The sequence below is a fragment of the Aquibium sp. A9E412 genome, assembly GCF_030398335.1.
Taxonomy (GTDB): Bacteria; Pseudomonadota; Alphaproteobacteria; order Rhizobiales; family Rhizobiaceae; genus A9E412.
This window is the reverse complement of sequence record NZ_JAOAOP010000004.1, coordinates 29,338-48,494: the sequence shown is the minus strand read 5'-3', so window position 1 is coordinate 48,494 and position 19,157 is coordinate 29,338. Positions and strand designations below refer to the sequence as shown.

Below are 19,157 nucleotides of genomic sequence, written 5' to 3'. Positions count from 1 at the left end.
TCAACCGCCGCGCTTCCGGTGAACAGCTTTAAGTCATTGCTTTAGAGTGATCTTTCGAAGTCCGTGATGCACGCGATTTGGAGAATCCATCTGGATGGCGAATGGAACAGAGATCGAACGCCGCCTGTTGCGCCGCGGTTCGGCTGCAGCTGGGACCAATCTCACCCCGGCCGCTGTTCGTGCTTTGTGCTGAGTCAGCCACGTGTTACCGTTGTGAAATAAGTGTGAGGCGAGCAGTTGGCCCAGAAGTCAGAAATCGAATGGACGGACGCGACGTGGAACCCGGTGACGGGCTGCACCAAGGTCGGTCCCGGTTGTGACAACTGCTACGCCGAGCGGTTCGCAGAGCGCTGGCGTGGAATCCCTGGACATCCCTACGAGCAGGGGTTTGACCTGACACTCTGGCCGTCGAGGCTGAAGCAGCCCGTGCTCTGGAAAAAGCCGCGGATGATCTTCGTGAACTCGATGAGCGACCTCTTCCACAAGGACATCGACCATACATTCATCGACGCGGTGTTCGACGCCATGGAGCTTGCGGACTGGCACGTCTACCAAGTGCTGACCAAGCGCAGCTCGCTCATGCGCAACTACGTTCGGAAGCGGTATGATGGAGGGCCGGTCCCTCGGCACATCTGGCTCGGCGTTTCTGTCGAGGACGCCGCGCACGCGAGCCGGATCGAGCACCTGAAGCAGATCAATTCCGACGCGCGCTTCATCTCGTTCGAGCCGCTGCTCGGACCGGTCGGGAATGTCGATCTGCAGGGCGTCGCGTGGGCCATCGTCGGGGGGGAGAGCGGGCCCCGGGCTCGGCCCATGGACGAAAGCTGGGCCCGCCAGATCCGGGACGTCTGCGAACGTGACGACGTAGCTTTCTTCTTCAAACAATGGGGTGGCGCCCGTCCAAAGTCGGGCGGGCGTCTGCTCGATGGTGAGGAATGGAACGGCTTTCCGTGGCAAATCGTCCCGAAGCCGATCCTCGATCAGATTTCAGCGTGAACCATTTCGTACGGAGTACCGCCATCATTGAAGAAATCGCATGTTGAAAATACGGTTGGCCCATGGGCTCGGCAAAAGCTCGATGGCCTCGAGGCATATCTTCACGCTTATACCATTGCGCTGAAGAAACAGTCTTTCGAGCTGGTCTACGTCGACGCATTCGCTGGCGCGGGACGGTCAAGAATTCGCGACGCATGGGCCGGTGCTGATGACGAAGACCTCCAGCTTCTTGATGACGAGTTCGTTCGGTCCGAGGAGCAGTTCATCGAAGGCTCCCCGCACCGAGCCCTCGCCCTCGAACACCCCTTCAACCAATACCATTTCTTTGACGCAGATGCGGGACGCGCGGCCCTTCTCGAGGGTCTGAGGGCCGAGTACCCGGCTCGAAAGATCAGCGTTCAGGTTGGCGACGCGAACGAGTTGATCCAGAGGCTGGTCCCGCGGATAGCAGGGCGGAACACAAGGGGCGTTGCTTTCCTCGATCCTTATGGCCCTCACCTGGACTGGCGAACCGTCGCAGCTCTGGGGTCAACGAAGAAGTTCGAGGTGATCATCAATTTCCCGCTTGGAATGGCCATCAACAGACTGATCACCCGGTCAGGCGACATACCGGATGGTTGGCGCGCGGGGCTGAACGGCTGCTTCGGCGGTGCGGACTGGGAGAGACTCGTCTATGCCGAGCGCACGGATCTCTTCGGGGATACGACCCGCCACAAGGTTGACGATGCAGCCAAGCGGCTTCTTGACCACTACGTCGGCCGCTTGAAGACCCTGTTCGGCCACGCCGCCACACCGAGCGTCGTCAGGAACACGCGAGGCGTCCCGATCTACTACATGCTTTGGGCGGGGCCCCATCCCCTCGGGCACAAGATCGCGGACTACATCTTGGCGAAGGGTGACCGGATCACGCCACCAAAGACCCGACCCGTTCGACGATGACCAGCTGGCGGCCCCGATTGCTAGCCGAGCCGGAACGCAGGCCTTGAAAGCATCCGAACAGCAAGACCGATCGAAAAGATCGCGTCGTGGCGCAGCAGGTCGTCCGCCGATCTGCTTTCATCGATGCTGCGACGATCAAGATTGCTGCCGTCATCGACATGCCGGAAATGCGACAAAGGGTTTCGCAGCGCCATCATGCGACGGAGGTCGGTGACGTCGTCATCAGAGATTACCTCGCGGTCTCGGCAGCGGCGGAGGGTGTCGGCGAACGGGATGCGATCCGGAATGTCATCGACCAGAAGCCCGGCGTGAAGATACGCCGCCAGCAAATGCTCCACGAGCCCCTGACACAGCAGGATCGTCGCCACATAATTGCCGTGCACGAACGACGAGCGCGCTTCGACCCAAGCGTGATAGGCCGCATGTCCACCGAAAATCATCGTCCCGGATCGCCCCATCTGGCCGCCCAGATCGGTCAGCATCCGGAAACGGCCGACCTTCCCTAGCAGGTCGTCATGAAGGTCGGCCAGCAGATGACGGACGAAGTCCAGATCCGAAAGGTCCGATAGCAGATCGGGCTGATCGTCCCGGCTCACAGTCACGCGGCCTTCGCCCCGCCGTTGAAGATCTCGTGCAGCATGGCCGGAATCAGGGACTCCACATCCTGAGCGGTGTTGGCGCGGATGGCGTGGGCTTCCTGCGTCTTTGCCCGCAGGCGGTCGAACCACTTCTGGGTCTCCACCGGCGGCGTCGGCACGAGGATCGTCGGAAGCTTTTTGGATGACAGCGTCTTGTTGCGGGCAATCGTGCCGGGCGAGTGCCCAACGATGCTCGAGAAGCCCTCGTACGTTCTGAAATAGGCCATCAGGAAGCCCGGCGTCGCCAACTTCGGATTGACCTCGCAAGTCAACATGCGGTGGTTTCCGACCGTGCCCTCGTCATGCGCTTCCGCAACGGCGATAGCTTTTTCCCAAGCCATGAGGTTGCTGAATACCAGATCGCCCTCTTTCACCCAGAACAGGCTCTGCCAGCTGAACTCAGAACCAGGCATCGTCCGGCGGTGGAATATTCCGTTGTAGAAACTGCGGACGCCTATCTCCGTGTATTCCCGGGTGGCTTCGATCTCGACCTCTCGGCGCACCAGCGGCGCGACCTCGGCCATGGGGCGCAGGGGGGCGCCATCGATGGCGCGCTGGAAGGCTTTCAGCAGCAGCGCCTGCGTTTCGCGCTCGGCCGCCTCGATGGCGTTGCGGCGTTCGTCCACCAGTGCCGCAACCCGGTCGAGCTTTTCGACGATGCGGTGCTGGTCGCCAAGAGATGGAAGGTCGATCCGATAGCTCAGCACCTTGTCGGGGTGCACACGTTGCCTGCGATCGCCCATTCCCTTGGCGCCGACCGCGACCTGCCGCCACACGTCACGGCGTTGGAATAACCAGTACAGGTATCGAGGCAACAGATGGTCCTGATCGACCTCGAAGGTGGGATACTCGTTCGACACGAAGACGCCATCCATTTCTGCGGGAACGATGGCGTAGGCTCCCTCAAACGCAAAAAGCCGACTGTAAATGAACTGGCCGCTCCGGACGCGATAGAGCGTGGTAGCGCTTGTCTGGGCGCCGTCGATCGGTGGCTTGCCAAAGACGCCGCGTGCAAAGCTGTATATCCCGAGGTTTGGGTAGCTGCCGCGCGGATCGACGCGGCAAGGATCAGAAACCAGGGATATCAGATCTGAGAGCGGAACTTTTGCGGTGGCCATCACACCCGCTCCCCCAGCACGGCCTTGATCTCGTCCATGATGCCGATGATCCGCTGTTCCTGCGCGATGATCGCGTTTACGATCTCGGCCGGCGCACGGTGATCGACGACCTCACCGGAATGGGGGTTCTTGATGTCCAGGTTGCAGGCGACGACACGATCCTGATCGTCACGCTGGATCAGGTCAGCGGCCGAGACCTTCCAGGCACGCTCGTTCGGCTCGCGCTTCTTCCACCAGGCGAGGCAGTCCGCAAACTCGTCATAGGCCATCGGTGCGGTCTTCGAGTACTTCTTGCGGCCCTCAGGCAGCGGCATCTCGTAGTACCAGATGTCCTTCGTCGGTCCGGTCGTGTCGAAGAAGATCAGGTTTGCCGGGATGTCCGTGTAGGGCGCGAACACTCCTTCACGCAGCCGGACCACCGTGTGCAGGTTGAACTTCTCGAGCAGGTCCGCCTTGATCCGCGCCGAGATGCCATCGCCGAACAGCGTGCCGTGCGGAACGACGACCGCGGCCCGCCCGCGCCCGGCGCGCTTCAGCCGCCGCATGATCAGTTGCAGGAACAGCAGCGCCGTCTCGGCTGTGCGCCGGTCCTCGGGGAAGTTGTTGAGGATGCCTGTCTCCTCCTCACCGCCGAACGGCGGATTGGTCAGGATGACATTGACCCGCTGATCCTCACCGATCTCGGCCAGACGGAAGCGAAGGGCGTTGCCGGGGTCGATGCGCGGGGCGTGCAGGCCGTGCAGCAGGAGGTTGAGCTGGGACAGCAGGAACGGCAGCGACTTGGCCTCGCCACCGAAGAAGCTGTCCTCCTGCAGGATGCGCCGCTTCTCGACTGTATCGGCCTGGCGCTCGAGATGCTGGAAGGCCTCGGTCAGAAATCCCCCGGTTCCGCATGCCGGGTCGAGGATGGTCTCGCCCAGCTTCGGGTCGGTCACTTCGACCATAAACCGCACGACCGGCCGAGGCGTGTAGAACTCGCCCGAGTCTCCTGCAGCGTCGCGCATCTCTCGCAGCAGCGTCTCGTAGAGGCGGCCGAGGGTATGGACTTCCTCCGACGAGTCGAAATGGATGCCGTCGATCAGGTTGACCACGTCGCGCAGCAGGTAGCCGCTCTCCATGCGGTTGGCGAAGCCCTGGAAGACCGTGGCGATCACGTCGCGCCGCTCGCGCCGCCCATTGTCGCCGCGCAAGCCTCGGAGATAGGCGAAGAGTCCCGGGCCGCGGGTGCCGTCCGGGCGCTCCGTCATCTCGGAAACGAGAAACGACAGGAGGTCCGGGCCGGTGATGCCATCCGCATCCGCCGCCCAGTCGCGCCAGCGATAAGGAGCCTCGATGATCGGGCGATAGTCCTTGCCTGCGAGCTCCGCGCGTCCCTCCTCGATCCGCTCCATGTCGTCGAGGAACTTCAGAAACATGATCCAGGTGAGCATCGGCAACCGATCGAGGTCGCCGTTCAGCCCCTTGTCCTTCCGCATGATCTTGCGGGCGGACTTGATGATGCTGTCGAGACGCTGGGCAGTGGTCAGTTGCTTCGGCTCAGCCTTCTTACGGGCGGTTCTGGCCAAGTTGGATCTCCTTCAATTCAAGCGGTGTAGAGCAGACGCTGCAGCTCGGTGACGGCGCTGCGCAGCTCCTTGCCCCCGCCGAAGCGGGCGGCGATTTCGATGACGTTGCCCCACTCGTTGAACGGGGGCACTTCCAGGATGTCAGGTAGCTTGAACTGGGCACTGCCATGTTCGGCATACTTTTCAAGCACGGCATCCAAGACCTCGCGGGCATCCGGCCCGAAACGGTCCAGAAACTCGTCCTGCTCTCTCAGCAGACGGTCAGCGCGCTCGCGCCGGGTTCGCAGCGGCGCGTTATATGCCAGATGGCAAAGGAGATCGAACGGATCGGCCTCCGGCTTTCCGACTGCATCAGCCAAGGAGTCGAGGTCGATGCCCTTCTCCTCGAGCCGCTCGACGATTTCCGCCCGGCGTTCGGGGTCAAGCCAGTCCGTGCGCAGTTCCGACGCATTGGGATAGAGCGTGCGAACCTTGTCGCCGGTGTAATCGGTAAGCTGGCGGCAGGCGAGCTGCCGCCCATCGGAATCGAGTTCGTACACGAGGTGCCGGACAATCGCTACCTCGCCGCCGTCGACATAGAACTTGCGGGGCCCGTTCTCGCCCTCGTCCCCCAACTCGACGGGTCCATCCGGGATATCGGGCCCTTCAGGAAGATCGTCCGGATCCGGCGCCACGTCTTCGATCTCGCGCTCTTCCACGATGTCGCCGTCGGCATTGATGACCGCTTCGTCCTCGCGGACGGGATCGCCGTCAAAGGCGGGATCGGCGAACATGCGCGTCGCGGTTCCGGTGTAGTCGATGATGTTGAAGGCGAGCTTGCCGTAGTCAGGCCTGAGACGGGTGCCCCGTCCGATGATCTGCTTGAACTCTGGCATGGAGCCCACGACCCGCGCGAGCACAACGTTCTTGCAGGTCGGGGCGTCCACGCCGGTCGTGAGAAGCTGCGACGTGGTGAGGATGACCGGCGTCTGGGTCTCGACATCCTGAAACTTCGCCCTGTGCGCGCTTCCCACATCGCCTTCGTCGGACGTAACGCGGCAGACGTAGTCGGGATGGTCCTTCACGAGATCGGTGTTCAGGGCGGCGAGCGCCTGCCGCATTTCGAGCGCGTGTTCCTGGTCGACGCAGAAGACGATGGTCTTCGCGAAGCGGTCGGTCTCGGCCATGAAGCCCGCGAGATGTCTCGCAATGGCCTGAGTTCGAGCCCGCAGCGCCACGACCCGCTCGAAGTCCCGCGTGGAGTATTCGGCGTCGGGGATTTCACGCCCATAGCGATCAAGTTCACCCCGCGTCGGCCGCCATCCCGCGGCGTCGTAGTCCGAGATGACGCGATGGACGCGATACGGGGCCAGGAAGCCGTCCGCGATGCCCTGCGCGAGGCTGTACTCATAGAGCGGATCGCCGAAATAGTTGTAGGTGTCGACGTTATCCTCTCGCCGCGGCGTCGCTGTCATCCCGATCTGGGTCGCAGGCTCGAACCACTCGAGGATCTCCCGCCAATTGCTGTCGTCCCTGGCGCTGCCCCGATGGCATTCGTCGATGATGATGAGATCGAAGAAATCCCGCGCATACTCTCGGTAGAGGCCGGGGCGGTTCTCGTCACGCGCGATGGACTGGTAGATCGCGAAATACATGTCGCGGCTCTTGACCGCCAAACCGCCGGCGATCTTGTGACGCGCGTCGCCAAATGGGCTGAAGTCCTTTGCCATCGGATCGTCCACCAGGACGTTGCGATCGGCGAGAAACAGGATCTTTGGGTTCCGGTTGACACCTTTGGAATTCCAGCGCGCTGACCATAGCTTCCAGCAGATCTGAAAGGCGACGGCCGTCTTGCCCGCTCCGGTGCACAGGGTGAGCAGTGCCCGCTTCCTGCCCTGAAGCGCCGCCTGAACGGCCCGGTTCACGGCGATTTCCTGATAGTAGCGAAGGGGTTTGGCTCGGTCTGGAAAGGTGGGCGTCAGCAGCCGTTCGGCCACTTGGTCGTCGACAATGCCCTCGGCGTGGCGGAGCCGGGCCCAAAGGTCATCAGGTGCCGGGAAATCCGAAATCGTTTGCTCGATGCCGGTCGTGTAGTCGAACTCGACAATCTCGATCCCGTTGGTCGAATACGCGAAACGAAGACCAAGGATTTCTGCATATTCCTTGGCTTGTTGGAGCCCTTCCGCAGCGTGCCGGTAGCGGGATTTGGCCTCAACGACGGCGATCGGGAAATCCGGATTATATCGGAGAAGATAGTCTGAGCGCTTCTGCTTGCCACGGCGAGCTTTGCCGCCGACAAATACAACTCGGCCGTCAGTAAAAGTTCTCTGCTCGTTTATCGCGTGCGGGCGATCATCCCAGCCTGCTTCCTGCAGCTTCGGGACGACGAACTTTCTGCAGGTATCGGCTTCGTTCATGCGCAATCTACTTCGCCCGGTTTCGACATGCCATCGCGCAGCAAACGGCTTGTCAAAGAACTCGGCTCAGATCAACGCGCAATTCTTTGGTTTGGCAGCTCTTTCGCCTGACAACGGCTCGGAGAAGCTACAGCGTGGCCGACTGATGCCGCAAGCCTTATTCCGTCCCTGGCAGCAAGGACTCGCGCTGCCTCGACCATTCATCGGGGATCTGCACTCGCAGCGACTGAAGCGTCAGGCCCGGGGGCTGCCGTGCGTCGAGTATCGCCTCGACGAGATCGGGCGCAAGCTGCGTCAGCCGAAGCACTCGTGTGAGGTAGGAGACAGCGATGCCTTCCTTTGCGGCGAGGTCGGCTACCGTGGCAAAGTCACCGTTGTCGAGCATCCTCTTCCAGCGGAACGCGCGCGCGAGCGCCTTGATGAGCGTATCGTCCGGCCTCCCGCGCGCTTGGGTGCCTGATGGCCGCTGCATCTCTTTCCGCCCGCCGCGCTTCACGATGCGGAATGGCACGTGGACTGTGACCGTCTCGGGGATCGCCGTCGCGCGGGTCATGCCGCTGCTCCGATGTTGCCAGACAGCATCTCGTGCGCGAGCCCTCCGAGGCCGTCCATCCGGAGCCGGAAGTTGAGCCCGCGCGTACCGATGTCGACCCTTTCAACCAGCAGCGCCACTATCCGCGCCTGCTCGGCGGGGAAGAGTTCGTCCCACAGCGGATCGAGCTGCTGCAGAGCCGAACGAGCGTCAGCCTCGGTTATGTCGTCGGCGTGAGCGCGCGCCGCCTTCCATGTGCCCGCAACAATCTCTGGCTGCCGGAACACGGCACGGAGTTGGTCGATGACCGCGGCCTCGATCTCCCCTGCCGGCACGCGGCCCACGGGGCATGACCCGGCACCATGCTTCAGCACTGTCTGGCTGACGTAGTAGCGGTAGAGCCTGGCGCCCTTGCGGGTGTGGGTCGGTGAGAACGCGGCGCCATCGGGCCCGAACAGCAGCCCCTTCAGCAGCGCGGGCGTGTTGGCGCGGGTGCGGGCCGCGCGCTTGCGCGGGCTCTCCTGCAGGATGGCGTGGACGCGGTCCCACGTTTTGCGGTCGATGATCGGGTCGTGCTCGCCGGGATAGCTTTCGCCCTTGTGCACCGCCTCACCGCCACGCCGAACCGGGGCGACAGGAAGGGCCTGCGCGAGGTCTTCGACAATGTCGCCGATCAGGTGCGGCTGGGCGAGCTGATCGCCTCGGGCCATCTCGTGCCGCCGCGCACCTTCGTCATCGACGTGGGTGTTCAGGACGAGCTGCGCTCGGTCCGCAAGACCATGTCGGATTTCGACATGGCGGAGGTGGCGGGCATCATGGACCGCGCCCCCGTCACCGATGAGGTGATCCGCCACTGGAAGGAGAAGGCGGGCGATCGGCAGACCGTGGTGTTCTGCTCCACCGTCGCGCACGCCGAGCATGTCACCGACGCGTTCAGGGCGGCGGGCGTTTCCGCCGCCCTGATCCACGGCGATCTGGCGGCCGAGACCCGCAAGGCGATCCTCGCCGACTACGCGGCGGGGGACAGCCCCGGCTGCCGCGCTTCAAGGCCTACACCAACTACGACAATTACGTCGCTGTCGACACCTGGACGAAAATCGGCATCAACAATACCGACACCAACGATCAGGGGGCCTTCGACGCCGCGAACAACCGGTTCGTGGCGCCGGTGGACGGCACCTATCTCTTCGGCGCGACGCTGCTCTACAAGGTCAATGCCAGCACCTCGGCCCGCATGAGCGGGCGGCTGGTGCTGAACGGCACGACCGAGATCCGCGGCTCGGTGGGGGAGATATCGGGGGCCCATGTCTCCGAGGCGACGGCGCTCTGGCTCCAGACCATGGTGGAACTTCAGGCGGGCGATACCGTGGAGCTGCAGGGGTATTTCCGAGTCGCGGACGGGTATTTCGCGGCCGATCACACATCGTTCTGGGGGGCGAAGGTAGGCTGAGACGAGCGTCAGCACCGAATCCGGTTCAGGGGGACCGCGTGCCTTCCTCTCCGATCTCGATCTGACCTTCGTCAGACACAAGCCAGCCGGACAGGAATTCGGCTGATGCGGCAACCTGACCCGGCTTCCGCAGAGCGCACTCCCACACCGTAGCCACGCGCCATCCGCTTTCCAGAAGCGTTGTGCGAACGGCGCTGTCCCGAGCAACGTTCGTCTCGAACTTCGCCTGCCAGAACTCCGGCCGTGTGGCTGGGGTGGTGGTGTAGCGACAGCCCTCATGGCGATGCCAGAAACAGCCATGCACGAAGATGACCGCTCGGTGCTTCGGAAACACGAGGTCCGGACGCCCGTGGACATTCTTCGCATGGAGACGGAAGCGGAAGCCGCGCGCGTGCAGCGCCTGGCGGAGCGCCAGTTCGGGCTTCGTGTCCTTGCCCCTGATCCCGGCCATCATCCGGGAACGGGTCTGCTTGTCGACAATATCCGTCACGAGCCTCCTGGTCTTCGCTGCCGAACCTGGTATACACCTTATGAATGATTTTCGTCAGGAGCCTGATTTGCCAGCCACTTTCGGTGTCGTCGATCTGTTTGCCGGTCCCGGCGGACTTGGCGAGGGCTTTGCCTCCCTCGTCGAGGACGGGCATGCGCCCTTCCGGATCGGCATCTCGGTCGAGAAGGAGGCATCGGCACATCGCACCCTGACGCTGCGCGCATTCCTGCGGGAATACCAGGCACGGCACGACACCTTGCCCGACCAGTTCATCGACTTCCATGCGGGGCAGATCCCCGAGCCGGACTGGTCTGCGGTCGACGCCGAAGCATGGCGCATGGCCATCGATGAGGCGCGCGGCCTGGAACTCGGTACCGAAGCCGCGGCGGCAGCGATCGACGGCGCCATCGCGAAGCTGCGCCGCGACTTCGACGACACGATCCTGATCGGCGGGCCGCCCTGCCAGGCCTATTCGCTCGTGGGACGGGCCCGCTCCCGGGGCAAACGCGGCTATGTGCCGGAAAAGGACGAGCGGCACTACCTGTTCCGCGAGTACATCCGGGTGCTCGACAGGCTTCGGCCCGCCGCCTTCGTGATGGAGAACGTGAAGGGGATGCTCTCGTCGACGGTCGAGAGCCGCCTCGTGTTCGAGATGCTGATGGAGGATCTGTCCTCGCTCGGCACTGGTCATGGCCATCTCTATGAACTGAGAGCGATCGAGGTCGAGGATGGTAAGGCCAGTCTGCGGGAGGCGGCGCAACCGTCGGATTTCATCGTGCGCGCCGAGGAGTTCGGCGTTCCGCAGAGGCGCCACAGGGTGATCATCGTAGGCATCCGGTCCGACCTTGCACGCAGAGCCGATGGTGCAAGCATCGCCGTCTCCGGCATGGCGCGATCGGTCAGCGACGCCATCGGGACGATGCCTGCCCTGCGCAGTGGCATCAGCCGCGGCCAGGATGATGCCTCGGCTTGGCGGCGCGAGGTTGTCGAGGCAGCGAAACTTCTGGCCGGGATGCACTGGGGCAAGGGTGACGACTCACTTCGGGACGCGTTCTCGTCAGTGGCGAAGCGCCTGAAAGACGGATCGCCAACCCCTCGCACGGCGTCGTATCTGCCGGAAGGCTATGGCGCCTCGAACGACGAACTGCCACGCTGGCTGGAGCGGCCGGAACTGCGTGCGATTGCCCAGCACGAGACGCGCGGACACATGGCCTCGGATCTCGGGCGCTACCTTTTCGCCGCCGTGTTCGGCACCATACGCGGCTACAGCCCGAAGGCCGCCGATTTTCCCCTCGCACTCAGCCCGGATCACCGGAACTGGCATAGCGGCGTCTTCAACGACCGTTTCCGGGTCCAGCTGGCCGACGAGGCCTCGACCACGGTCACGAGCCACATATCCAAGGATGGACATTACTTCATCCATCCCGATCCGATTCAGTGCCGCAGCCTGACCGTGCGCGAGGCGGCCCGGCTGCAGACCTTCCCCGACGACTATCTCTTCCTCGGCAATCGGACGCAGCAGTATGTCCAGGTCGGAAACGCCGTCCCACCGTTGCTTGCACGGCAGATCGCGGCTCTGGTCCGCGCATCCATGACAAAAGCTGGCACCCACAGCTCCTGAGCGTACTGTTTGGCTCGTTGTGCGCCTTGTAACGCCATCCTGTTCGCGCAAGAGTAGATCAAGTGGTTCGGGCAAGGGTTCGCATGAAGGAAATAAGTGTTTCACGACGGGCAGATGCAACCCCTCACGCGGCGGCATTGATTGAGGGGCTGCGGGACATCGGGTATTCCCTCGAAACCGCTATTTCTGACATTATCGACAACTCCATTACGGCGAGCGCGCGCCGAATCCAGATCATCACAGAGACCTATTCCGACGAACCACACATCGCGATTGTCGATGATGGTGAAGGCATGACGGAAGATGAACTTGTCGCCGCCATGCGCCCCGGGAGCCAGAACCCGCTGGCAACCCGTGACGAGCCTGATCTCGGTCGTTTCGGTCTTGGCCTGAAGAGCGCGAGCTTTTCGCAATGCCGACGATTGACCGTTGTTTCGAGAAAGGCAGGCCAGACGAGTGCGGCCATCTGGGATCTTGATGACGTCGCGGGAAGGAACGAATGGGCCGTGCAATTGCCCGATGAGACCTCCGGAATCCCCGCGGTTGATCACTTGGGCACCACGGGCACGCTCGTTCTCTGGCAGAAGCTGGATCGACTGACCGGCGGCTATTCCCACGATGCTGCCAAGCGCGCCGAAGTCATCAACCAGAGGATTGCAGAAACCGAAAGGCACTTGCGCCTCGTGTTTCATCGCTTCATGGAGGAAGCCAAGCCACTCCGCATCCTGCTGAACGGCCGAGTGTTGCGGCCACTGGATCCCTTCGCCCGGAAGAACCCCGCAACCATCGCGGATCCGGAGGAACGACTTGCCCTCATCCATGGTGATGTCGAAATCCAGAGCTTCACGCTTCCGCATCACAAACAGATGAGCAAGACGGATTGGGAGGACATCGCCGGCCCCGAAGGCCATCTGAAGTCCCAGGGGTTTTATCTCTACCGCGGCAAGCGCCTGATCATCTTCGGAACTTGGTTTCGCCTGTGCCGTCAGTCCGAGCTCACCAAGCTGTCCCGCGTCAGGATCGACATCCCCAACAGCATGGACGCCGACTGGAAGATCGACGTCAAGAAATCGTCGGCGCAGTTGCCCCCCATCGTCCGCGACCGCCTGAAGAAGGTGATCGAGCGGATTCAGGCAGGATCCAAGCGAACTTACAACAAACGCGGACAGAAGTTGGTCAATCACGAACGACTGCCGATGTGGCATCGTATCCAGGCCGATGGACAGATCAGATATCGGCCGAATGTCGAGCATCCCGCTTTCGCCGATTTCGCCGAAAACCTGCCATCGGACCTGCGGCGCGGTTTCTTCAATTGCATCGCGCTGGTCGGGGCATCGCTTCCGATTGAAACCCTGCATGCCGACATGGCGGGCACAGCCGAGGAGATCGTGCCCGATCGGGTGGACGAGGATACGTTGGCTCAGGCCGTCCAAGCGACGCTTTCCGTCCTCATGGGTGCCCGGAAGGACATCAAGGAAATCATGTCGCTGATGAAGGACGTCGATCCTTTCCGGTCGGCCTGGGAGGACACCCAGCGCATCATCGCGGCATTGATCGAGACAAGGGAAGAGTCGTGAAGCCATTGCTGAGCAGCCTCGAAGGCATGACATCCATGTACATGGCGTCGCAGACCGGGCCGCATACCGCGCAGTCTATCCGGGACATCATTGCGCAGCTGCGCAGTACGCCGATGTTTGCCGGAAAGGTCGAGGACGATGAAGTCGAGGAACTCGCCCGCCTCATCGAGGAGAAGTACGGCATCAGCATGGGCCTCGGCGCCATCGTCGACGCGGAGGATTTCCGTCCCTGGCTGCACGACGCGCGGATCAATGGCGAGATCGGGGACTTCTACTGGAGCCGGTACCGCAGGCTGCTGAACCTCAAGGGACTGCCGAAGTCGGTGATCGACGCCACGGACGAAGTGACGGACCGGGTGCTGGATCGCCTTGGCGATCCCAAGAATACGAGCCCCTGGAGCCGCCGCGGCATGGTCGTGGGACACGTCCAGAGCGGGAAGACCGCGAACTACACAGGATTGATCTGCAAGGCGGCCGACGCAGGCTATCGCCTGATCGTGGTGATCGCGGGCATCCACAACAACTTGCGCAACCAGACCCAGGCCCGGATCGACGAGGGCTTCATCGGCCGTGACACAGGGCGGCTGGCCCATGCCAACAAGGCGCAGCGGCAGAAGATCATCGGGGTGGGCACGTTCGATCAGCGTGAATTCCCGGTCTCGCTGACCAACACTCTCCGCGATTTCAACAAGGCGACCGCCACCACGAACACCAGCCAGATCGGTCAGTACAACGTGCCCGTCGTCCTGGTCATCAAAAAGAATTCCAGCACGCTGAAGAACCTGCTGGAATGGTTGAAGGAGCATTCCGTCCATCAGGGCACCCAGATGGTCAGCCAGCCGATGCTGCTGATCGACGACGAGGCCGACAACGCCTCGATCAACACCGCCTATGCCCGCGACGAGGTCACCCGCATCAACGGCCAGATCCGCGAGCTACTCTCGCTGTTTCACCGCAGCTGTTATGTCGGCTACACGGCAACGCCCTTCGCCAACATCTTCATCGACCCGGACACCGATGACGAGGCGCTGAAGCAGGACCTGTTCCCGCGCCATTTCATCATCGGTCTGGACGCGCCGTCGAACTATTTCGGTGCGCAGAAGGTGTTCCTCGACGCCCGCGACCAGCACGTTCGCCTGATCGACGACAACGAGGATATCCTGCCGATGAAGCACAAGATCGACCATCCGGTCGATGTGTTGCCCGAGAGCCTCGTGCAGGCCGTGCGCGCCTTCGTCGTTGCCCGTGCGATCCGCAACGCGCGTGGCCAGCAGGCCGCCCATGCCTCGATGCTGGTCAATGCCTCCCGCTTCACGGATGTCCAGGGGCGACTGAGGTCGAGGGTGGCGGATGTCGTCGGCCGCATCAGGGACGCGGTTGCGGTCGACGGCGGCAAGGGGCATGCCGCCCTGCGAAACCCGGAGATCGCTGCCCTGCATGCGGTGTGGGAAGCGGAATACGCAAACGCTGAAGGTGCCGACTGGTCCGACGTGCAGGCACGGCTGCACGAGGTTCTGGTTGCCGCCCGCGTGGTCGAGGTCAATGCGTCGAAACGGTCCCAGGCGCTCGACTATGATCAGGGTGGCGAACATGGCGTGACCGTCATTGCCGTCGGCGGGTTCTCCCTGTCACGCGGGCTGACGCTGGAAGGGCTGACGGTCAGCTACTTCCTGCGGAACTCCATGATGTACGACACGCTCATGCAGATGGGGCGCTGGTTCGGATATCGGCCGGGCTACGAGGATCTGTGCCGGGTGTGGATCCCCGCTGATGGCGTCGGTTGGTATGCCCACATCCATGAGGCGATGGACGACCTCCAGGCCCAGCTGAAGCGCATGGAACTGGCGAAGGCCACGCCGGAGCAGTTCGGGCTGGCCGTGCGCAGCCATCCGGAATCGCTGATCGTGACAGCCCGAAACAAGATGGGGACCGGTCGTGAGTTTCCCATGAAAGTCGGGCTGGCAGGCAAGCTGGTCGAGACCACACGGATACGCACCGATCGTGAGCAGTTGGATCGTAACCGGAATGCGGGACAGGATCTGGTGGCGGCCATCAGGGCGCGCGGACTGGCTGCGGATCACCCGTCCAGGGGTATCCTCTACAGGTCGGTCCCCGTTGATCTGGTGCGCGATTTCCTGCGGGTGTTCCGCGCCGATGCCGCCGATCCACTGACCGATCCCCGGCTGATGAGCGACTACATCGATGCCCGCGCCGACACCGAGCTGAAGGAATGGGACGTCCTGTTTGCCAGCGCCCAGAAGGCGGATGCAACCGAGGATGAACTGGCAGGGATCAGGATGCGGTCCTTCGGCAGATCGGTTGGCGAGGCCGATCTGCGCCAGGGCGTGCTTGCAATCAGTGGGACCAGCAGGCGGGTTGGCTCGCCCGGCGACGAGCGCGTCGGCCTCACCGCGGAACAGATAGATGCCGCGACCCAGGCCTTCCGCGAAGAGTGCAACCGCCAGGGGAAAGAAGTCCCGAAGACCCTTCCGCCGCGCATCTTTTGCGAAGTACCGGGGCGCCGTCCGCTGATCATCCTACGTTTCGTGGCCCCCACCGTCTCAGACGAAGCGCTGCACGGAAAGCTGCCGGGTATCGTCCTTGCCTGGAGCATCTGCTTCCCGCCGTCGGACGTTCAGGGCGGCACTGTTGAATACGTCGTCAACACGATCCGCATGCGCGAGATGTTCGGCGAGGAGGAAGTCGAGGAGGAGGCGCTCGGTGATCCCGAATGACACGCCATGGTCCGGTCTCGAGGCCGGAAAGATCGACACGCGGCGCGTTGCTGCCTCTGCACGCTGGAACTGGTTCTGGGCGGTAATGCCACGCGCCGATGCCGCCCTTGTCCTGCAGCTGTCGAACCTCCCGAAACCGGCGCCCGATCTGCCCAAGCTCAGAAACCTCGAGATCAGGTTCCAGACGCTGCCGGGTGGGCCGATCCTCTACATCCGGCTTAAGGACAATGCACAGCTGGAACTGTTCGAGACCCTTTGCCGCGATGTGATGGCGGCGGGCGAGCTTGCCGAAACCGAGGCTGAAGCATTGGAGCGGGCCATCGGGCGCACCTTCCGCTGGCACTACCTGTTGCGGGGCGGAAAGCTGGATGTCCTGTCGGAGGAGGCACAGAAGGGTCTGATCGGCGAGATCGAAGTCCTGAAGCTGCTGATCGCCACTCTGAGCGCGAAACCTGCCCTCACCGCATGGACAGGCCCCTCGGGCGCCCCGAAGGATTTCGAGCTCAAGGCCGACTGTATCGAGGTGAAGGCCCGGCGCGGGGCCTCACAGCCCTTCGTGAAGATCACGAGCGAGCACCAGCTTGCCGACGTGCCGGAGCGCCGTCTCTGGCTGGGGGTTCTCGCCGTCGACAAGGTCCAGCCACCCCACGGCCGGACACTGACCGAGCATGTGGACGAGGTTACGGACCTCCTCGAACGGACGGAGCCCTCCGCCATCATGGACTGGGATCTGCATCTGGCCGATGCGGGCTACGATGTTCTGCACGACTATTCCGCCTGGCGCTGGATTGTCTCGTCCCCAGAGTTCCATGCGGTCGCAGAAGGATTTCCCCGGATAGCCGCTCCCGTCCCGCTTGGGGTGACGAGCGTGACCTATGCCCTCGCGCTTTCGGCCTGCGCTCCCTTCCGGACGGATTGGGACGTCGTTCGGTCGAATCTCGTCGACAAGGAAGAACCATGAGCGAGCTTCACGAGTATCACCAGAACCTGATGGCCGACATCCGCCGCGAGGCCGACGCAAGCGGTGTCCTGATGGTCGAGGCGTTCTTCGACCGGATGACCGAGCGTCTGACGGAAGCGGGCGAGCTGGAGGTGGCCGATCGGGCGTATTACCAGAGTGGCGAGGGAGGCCAGAAGCTCAGGATCGACGGATACGCGGGAGACCCGCGCGACAGCGAGGGGGTTCTGGGCCTGATCGTCTGCGACTTCGTCGACAGCGACGAGGTCCAGACCTTCGGCAAGGGCGACGTTCCACCCATCCTCAACCCGCTGATCCGCTTCCTGAAGAAGGCCCGGACCGAGGAATTCCGCGACGCCCTGAACGAGGTCAGTCCCGCATTCCAAGTCTCCGACCTGATCATAGCGACCTGGTCGCAGGTCACCAAGGTTAAGCTGATCCTCGTTTCCAACCGTCAGTACATCGGCCGCGATGATACGGTGAAGCTTGCGGAAATGGGCGACGTGCCGATCACCTGGTCGGTCTGGGATCTGGCCCGGTTCGAACGGTTCGACCGCTCCGGACAGGCACGCGAGGACATGGTCATCGACTTCGCGAACGACTTCGGCGCCCCCCTTCCCGCGCTCAAGGCCTCGCAGACCGGCGCGGCCCTCGAAAGCTATCTGCTGATTGTACCCGGTGAGCAGCTCGCAGCCATCTACGATCGTTGGGGCGCGCGCCTCCTCGAGGCCAATGTGCGTTCCTTCCTCCAGGCACGGGCCAAGACGAACAAGGGTATACAGAAGACCGTCAGGGAAGAACCCGAGCTCTTCTTTCCCTACAACAACGGCCTGTCGGCCACGGCCGACGACGTGAGCTGCGTCCGGACGGACGACGGACTCGCGATCTCGTCGATCAGCAACCTGCAGATCGTGAACGGCGCACAGACGACAGGATCGATCCACGCCGGGCTGAAATCCGCGAGGGAGCAGCTTCCGCAAGTCTTCGTGCAGATGAAGCTGACGGTCGTGCCCCCAGACCGGTCCGAGGACATCGTCCCGAAGATCTCGGAATACGCCAACACCCAGAACAAGGTGAACGCGGCCGACTTTTTCTCGAACCACCCCTTCCACATCCGGATCGAGCAATTCTCGCGCAGCGTCATCTTCACTGCGCGCGAGGGGGAACGCCACGACAGCAAGTGGTTCTACGAGCGGTCCCGCGGGCAGTTCATAAACGCGCGCGGCCGCCTGACGGCCGCCCAGCAGAAGAAGTTCGATCTGGAGTTTCCGAAGGCGCAGCTTTTCGGCAAGACCGACCTTGCCAAGTTCGAGTACTCGGCCGCCGGACAGCCCCACATCGTCTCGCGGGGCGCGCAGAAGAACTTCGCCGAGTTCGCCAAGGAGCTCGGCGAAGCCTGGTCGAAGAGCGACGCGAAGTATGACGAACTCTGGTACCGTCGGCTGATCGCCAAGGCTATCATCTTCCGCAAGCTCGAGGCAGAGGTTCCGAAGCAGCCCTGGTACGAGGGTGGCTACCGCGCCAACATCGTCACCTACGCCATGGCGAAGGTATTCCACGATTCCAATGGCGAAAAGCAGGTGCTGGACCTCGACACGATCTGGAGGCGTCAGGCCGTTCCGGAAGCCCTCCAGCGCGCTCTTCTACTGGCCGCCGCCGAGGCCAATGACGTGATCACCCATCCCCCGTCCGGCGTGCGCAACATGTCGGAATGGGCCAAGCAGCAGGCCTGCTGGAATGGCCTGAAGGGACGCAGGTTGGACTACGATGCCGAATTCGATGGCTGTCTGGTTCTGGAGGAGATTGCCCGTACCAGCGAGCGCGACCAAAGGAAGAAGAAGCGGGAGATGGACGGGATTTCCGCCCAGTCGGAGGTGGTGAATCGCGGGCCCGATTTCTGGCGAGAAATCCTGGCGCGGGGCGTCGCAGACCGGAAACTCACTCCGAAGGATCAGCAGATCCTTCAGGTCTGTGCCTCGATGCCGCGTCAGCTGCCGAGCGAACTCCAGTCCAAGCATGCCATGAGCGTTCTCGAACGAATGAAGGACCAGGGGCTTGTATCTGGTTGAGCTGAGCTTCCTCCGCAACGGCAGAAATGGGGAGATGTATCGATGTGCAGAGGGCGATGTTCCGCGACGTTGG

15 protein-coding genes and 1 pseudogene are annotated in these 19,157 nt (G+C 62.8%); 9 read left to right on the top strand and 7 right to left on the bottom strand.

The features are described 5' to 3' along the window. The first annotated feature begins 237 nt into the window (after positions 1–237). Positions 238–996, top strand: coding sequence for a phage Gp37/Gp68 family protein (locus N1F89_RS03280; protein ID WP_290081443.1), 759 nt, complete (start codon positions 238–240; stop codon positions 994–996). A 27-nt stretch (positions 997–1,023) separates the two neighbouring features. Further along, the gene (locus N1F89_RS03275; protein WP_290081442.1) at positions 1,024–1,935 is read left to right on the top strand and encodes a three-Cys-motif partner protein TcmP; all 912 of its coding nucleotides are present in this window, start codon (positions 1,024–1,026) and stop codon (positions 1,933–1,935) included. A 20-nt stretch (positions 1,936–1,955) separates the two neighbouring features. On the opposite strand, the gene N1F89_RS03270 is transcribed toward N1F89_RS03275, so the two are convergent. From N1F89_RS03270 to N1F89_RS03245, 6 genes are all read right to left on the bottom strand, one after another. Continuing rightward, positions 1,956–2,531 carry a hypothetical protein gene (locus tag N1F89_RS03270; RefSeq protein WP_290081441.1) on the bottom strand — a complete coding sequence of 192 codons (576 nt, stop codon included), beginning with the start codon at positions 2,529–2,531 and terminating at the stop codon, positions 1,956–1,958. A 2-nt stretch (positions 2,532–2,533) separates the two neighbouring features. After that, a complete protein-coding gene (locus N1F89_RS03265; RefSeq protein WP_290081440.1) occupies positions 2,534–3,691 on the bottom strand; it encodes a restriction endonuclease subunit S in 1,158 nt (385 codons plus the stop codon). Continuing rightward, a complete protein-coding gene (locus N1F89_RS03260) occupies positions 3,691–5,256 on the bottom strand; it encodes a class I SAM-dependent DNA methyltransferase (protein WP_290081438.1) in 1,566 nt (521 codons plus the stop codon). The genes N1F89_RS03265 and N1F89_RS03260 overlap by 1 nt, the downstream gene beginning before the upstream one ends. 17 nt (positions 5,257–5,273) lie before the next feature. Further along, positions 5,274–7,652 carry an EcoAI/FtnUII family type I restriction enzme subunit R gene (hsdR, locus tag N1F89_RS03255; RefSeq protein WP_290081435.1) on the bottom strand — a complete coding sequence of 793 codons (2,379 nt, stop codon included), beginning with the start codon at positions 7,650–7,652 and terminating at the stop codon, positions 5,274–5,276. A 157-nt stretch (positions 7,653–7,809) separates the two neighbouring features. Further along, positions 7,810–8,205, bottom strand: coding sequence for a hypothetical protein (locus N1F89_RS03250; protein ID WP_290081434.1), 396 nt, complete (start codon positions 8,203–8,205; stop codon positions 7,810–7,812). Further along, positions 8,202–9,104, bottom strand: a complete 903-nt coding sequence (locus N1F89_RS03245; protein ID WP_290081432.1) for a zinc ribbon domain-containing protein — start codon at positions 9,102–9,104, stop codon at positions 8,202–8,204. The genes N1F89_RS03250 and N1F89_RS03245 overlap by 4 nt, the downstream gene beginning before the upstream one ends. Between N1F89_RS03245 and N1F89_RS20680 the strand changes: the two are divergent. Both N1F89_RS20680 and N1F89_RS03240 read left to right on the top strand, forming a co-directional pair. After that, positions 9,069–9,152 (top strand): annotated as a pseudogene (locus N1F89_RS20680) (hypothetical protein); the annotation flags it as partial. The gene N1F89_RS03245 and the pseudogene N1F89_RS20680 sit on opposite strands and share 36 nt — an antisense overlap. A 65-nt stretch (positions 9,153–9,217) precedes the next feature. After that, positions 9,218–9,634 (top strand): hypothetical protein, encoded by a 417-nt coding sequence (locus N1F89_RS03240; protein ID WP_354670304.1) that lies wholly within the window; start codon positions 9,218–9,220, stop codon positions 9,632–9,634. 25 nt (positions 9,635–9,659) lie between these two features. On the opposite strand, the gene N1F89_RS03235 is transcribed toward N1F89_RS03240, so the two are convergent. Continuing rightward, positions 9,660–10,124, bottom strand: coding sequence for a very short patch repair endonuclease (locus tag N1F89_RS03235; RefSeq protein WP_290081430.1), 465 nt, complete (start codon positions 10,122–10,124; stop codon positions 9,660–9,662). Between the two features lie 40 nt (positions 10,125–10,164). Here N1F89_RS03235 and N1F89_RS03230 point away from each other — a divergent pair, with 40 nt between their 5' ends. From N1F89_RS03230 to N1F89_RS03210, 5 genes are all read left to right on the top strand, one after another. Beyond that, positions 10,165–11,745: a DNA cytosine methyltransferase gene (locus N1F89_RS03230; RefSeq protein WP_290081429.1), complete on the top strand. Its 1,581-nt coding sequence runs from the start codon at positions 10,165–10,167 to the stop codon at positions 11,743–11,745. 83 nt (positions 11,746–11,828) lie between these two features. Further along, positions 11,829–13,322: an ATP-binding protein gene (locus N1F89_RS03225; protein WP_290081427.1), complete on the top strand. Its 1,494-nt coding sequence runs from the start codon at positions 11,829–11,831 to the stop codon at positions 13,320–13,322. Continuing rightward, entirely contained in the window at positions 13,319–16,057 is a 2,739-nt protein-coding gene (locus tag N1F89_RS03220) for a Z1 domain-containing protein (protein ID WP_290081425.1), read from the top strand. Before N1F89_RS03225 ends, N1F89_RS03220 begins: the two co-directional genes overlap by 4 nt. Beyond that, positions 16,044–17,018, top strand: a complete 975-nt coding sequence (locus N1F89_RS03215) for a PD-(D/E)XK motif protein (RefSeq protein ID WP_290081424.1) — start codon at positions 16,044–16,046, stop codon at positions 17,016–17,018. Before N1F89_RS03220 ends, N1F89_RS03215 begins: the two co-directional genes overlap by 14 nt. Further along, positions 17,015–19,084, top strand: coding sequence for an AIPR family protein (locus N1F89_RS03210; RefSeq protein WP_290081422.1), 2,070 nt, complete (start codon positions 17,015–17,017; stop codon positions 19,082–19,084). The genes N1F89_RS03215 and N1F89_RS03210 overlap by 4 nt, the downstream gene beginning before the upstream one ends. The last annotated feature ends 73 nt before the right edge of the window (positions 19,085–19,157 follow it).

Coding starts and splice junctions, on each gene's coding strand:
- N1F89_RS03265 (WP_290081440.1), bottom strand. CDS start 3,691: ATGGCCACCGCAAAAGTTCCGCTCTCAGATCTGATATCCCTGGTTTCT.
- hsdR (WP_290081435.1), bottom strand. CDS start 7,652: ATGAACGAAGCCGATACCTGCAGAAAGTTCGTCGTCCCGAAGCTGCAG.
- N1F89_RS03250 (WP_290081434.1), bottom strand. CDS start 8,205: ATGACCCGCGCGACGGCGATCCCCGAGACGGTCACAGTCCACGTGCCA.
- N1F89_RS03245 (WP_290081432.1), bottom strand. CDS start 9,104: ATGCTCGGCGTGCGCGACGGTGGAGCAGAACACCACGGTCTGCCGATC.
- N1F89_RS03230 (WP_290081429.1), top strand. CDS start 10,165: ATGAATGATTTTCGTCAGGAGCCTGATTTGCCAGCCACTTTCGGTGTC.
- N1F89_RS03225 (WP_290081427.1), top strand. CDS start 11,829: ATGAAGGAAATAAGTGTTTCACGACGGGCAGATGCAACCCCTCACGCG.
- N1F89_RS03210 (WP_290081422.1), top strand. CDS start 17,015: ATGAGCGAGCTTCACGAGTATCACCAGAACCTGATGGCCGACATCCGC.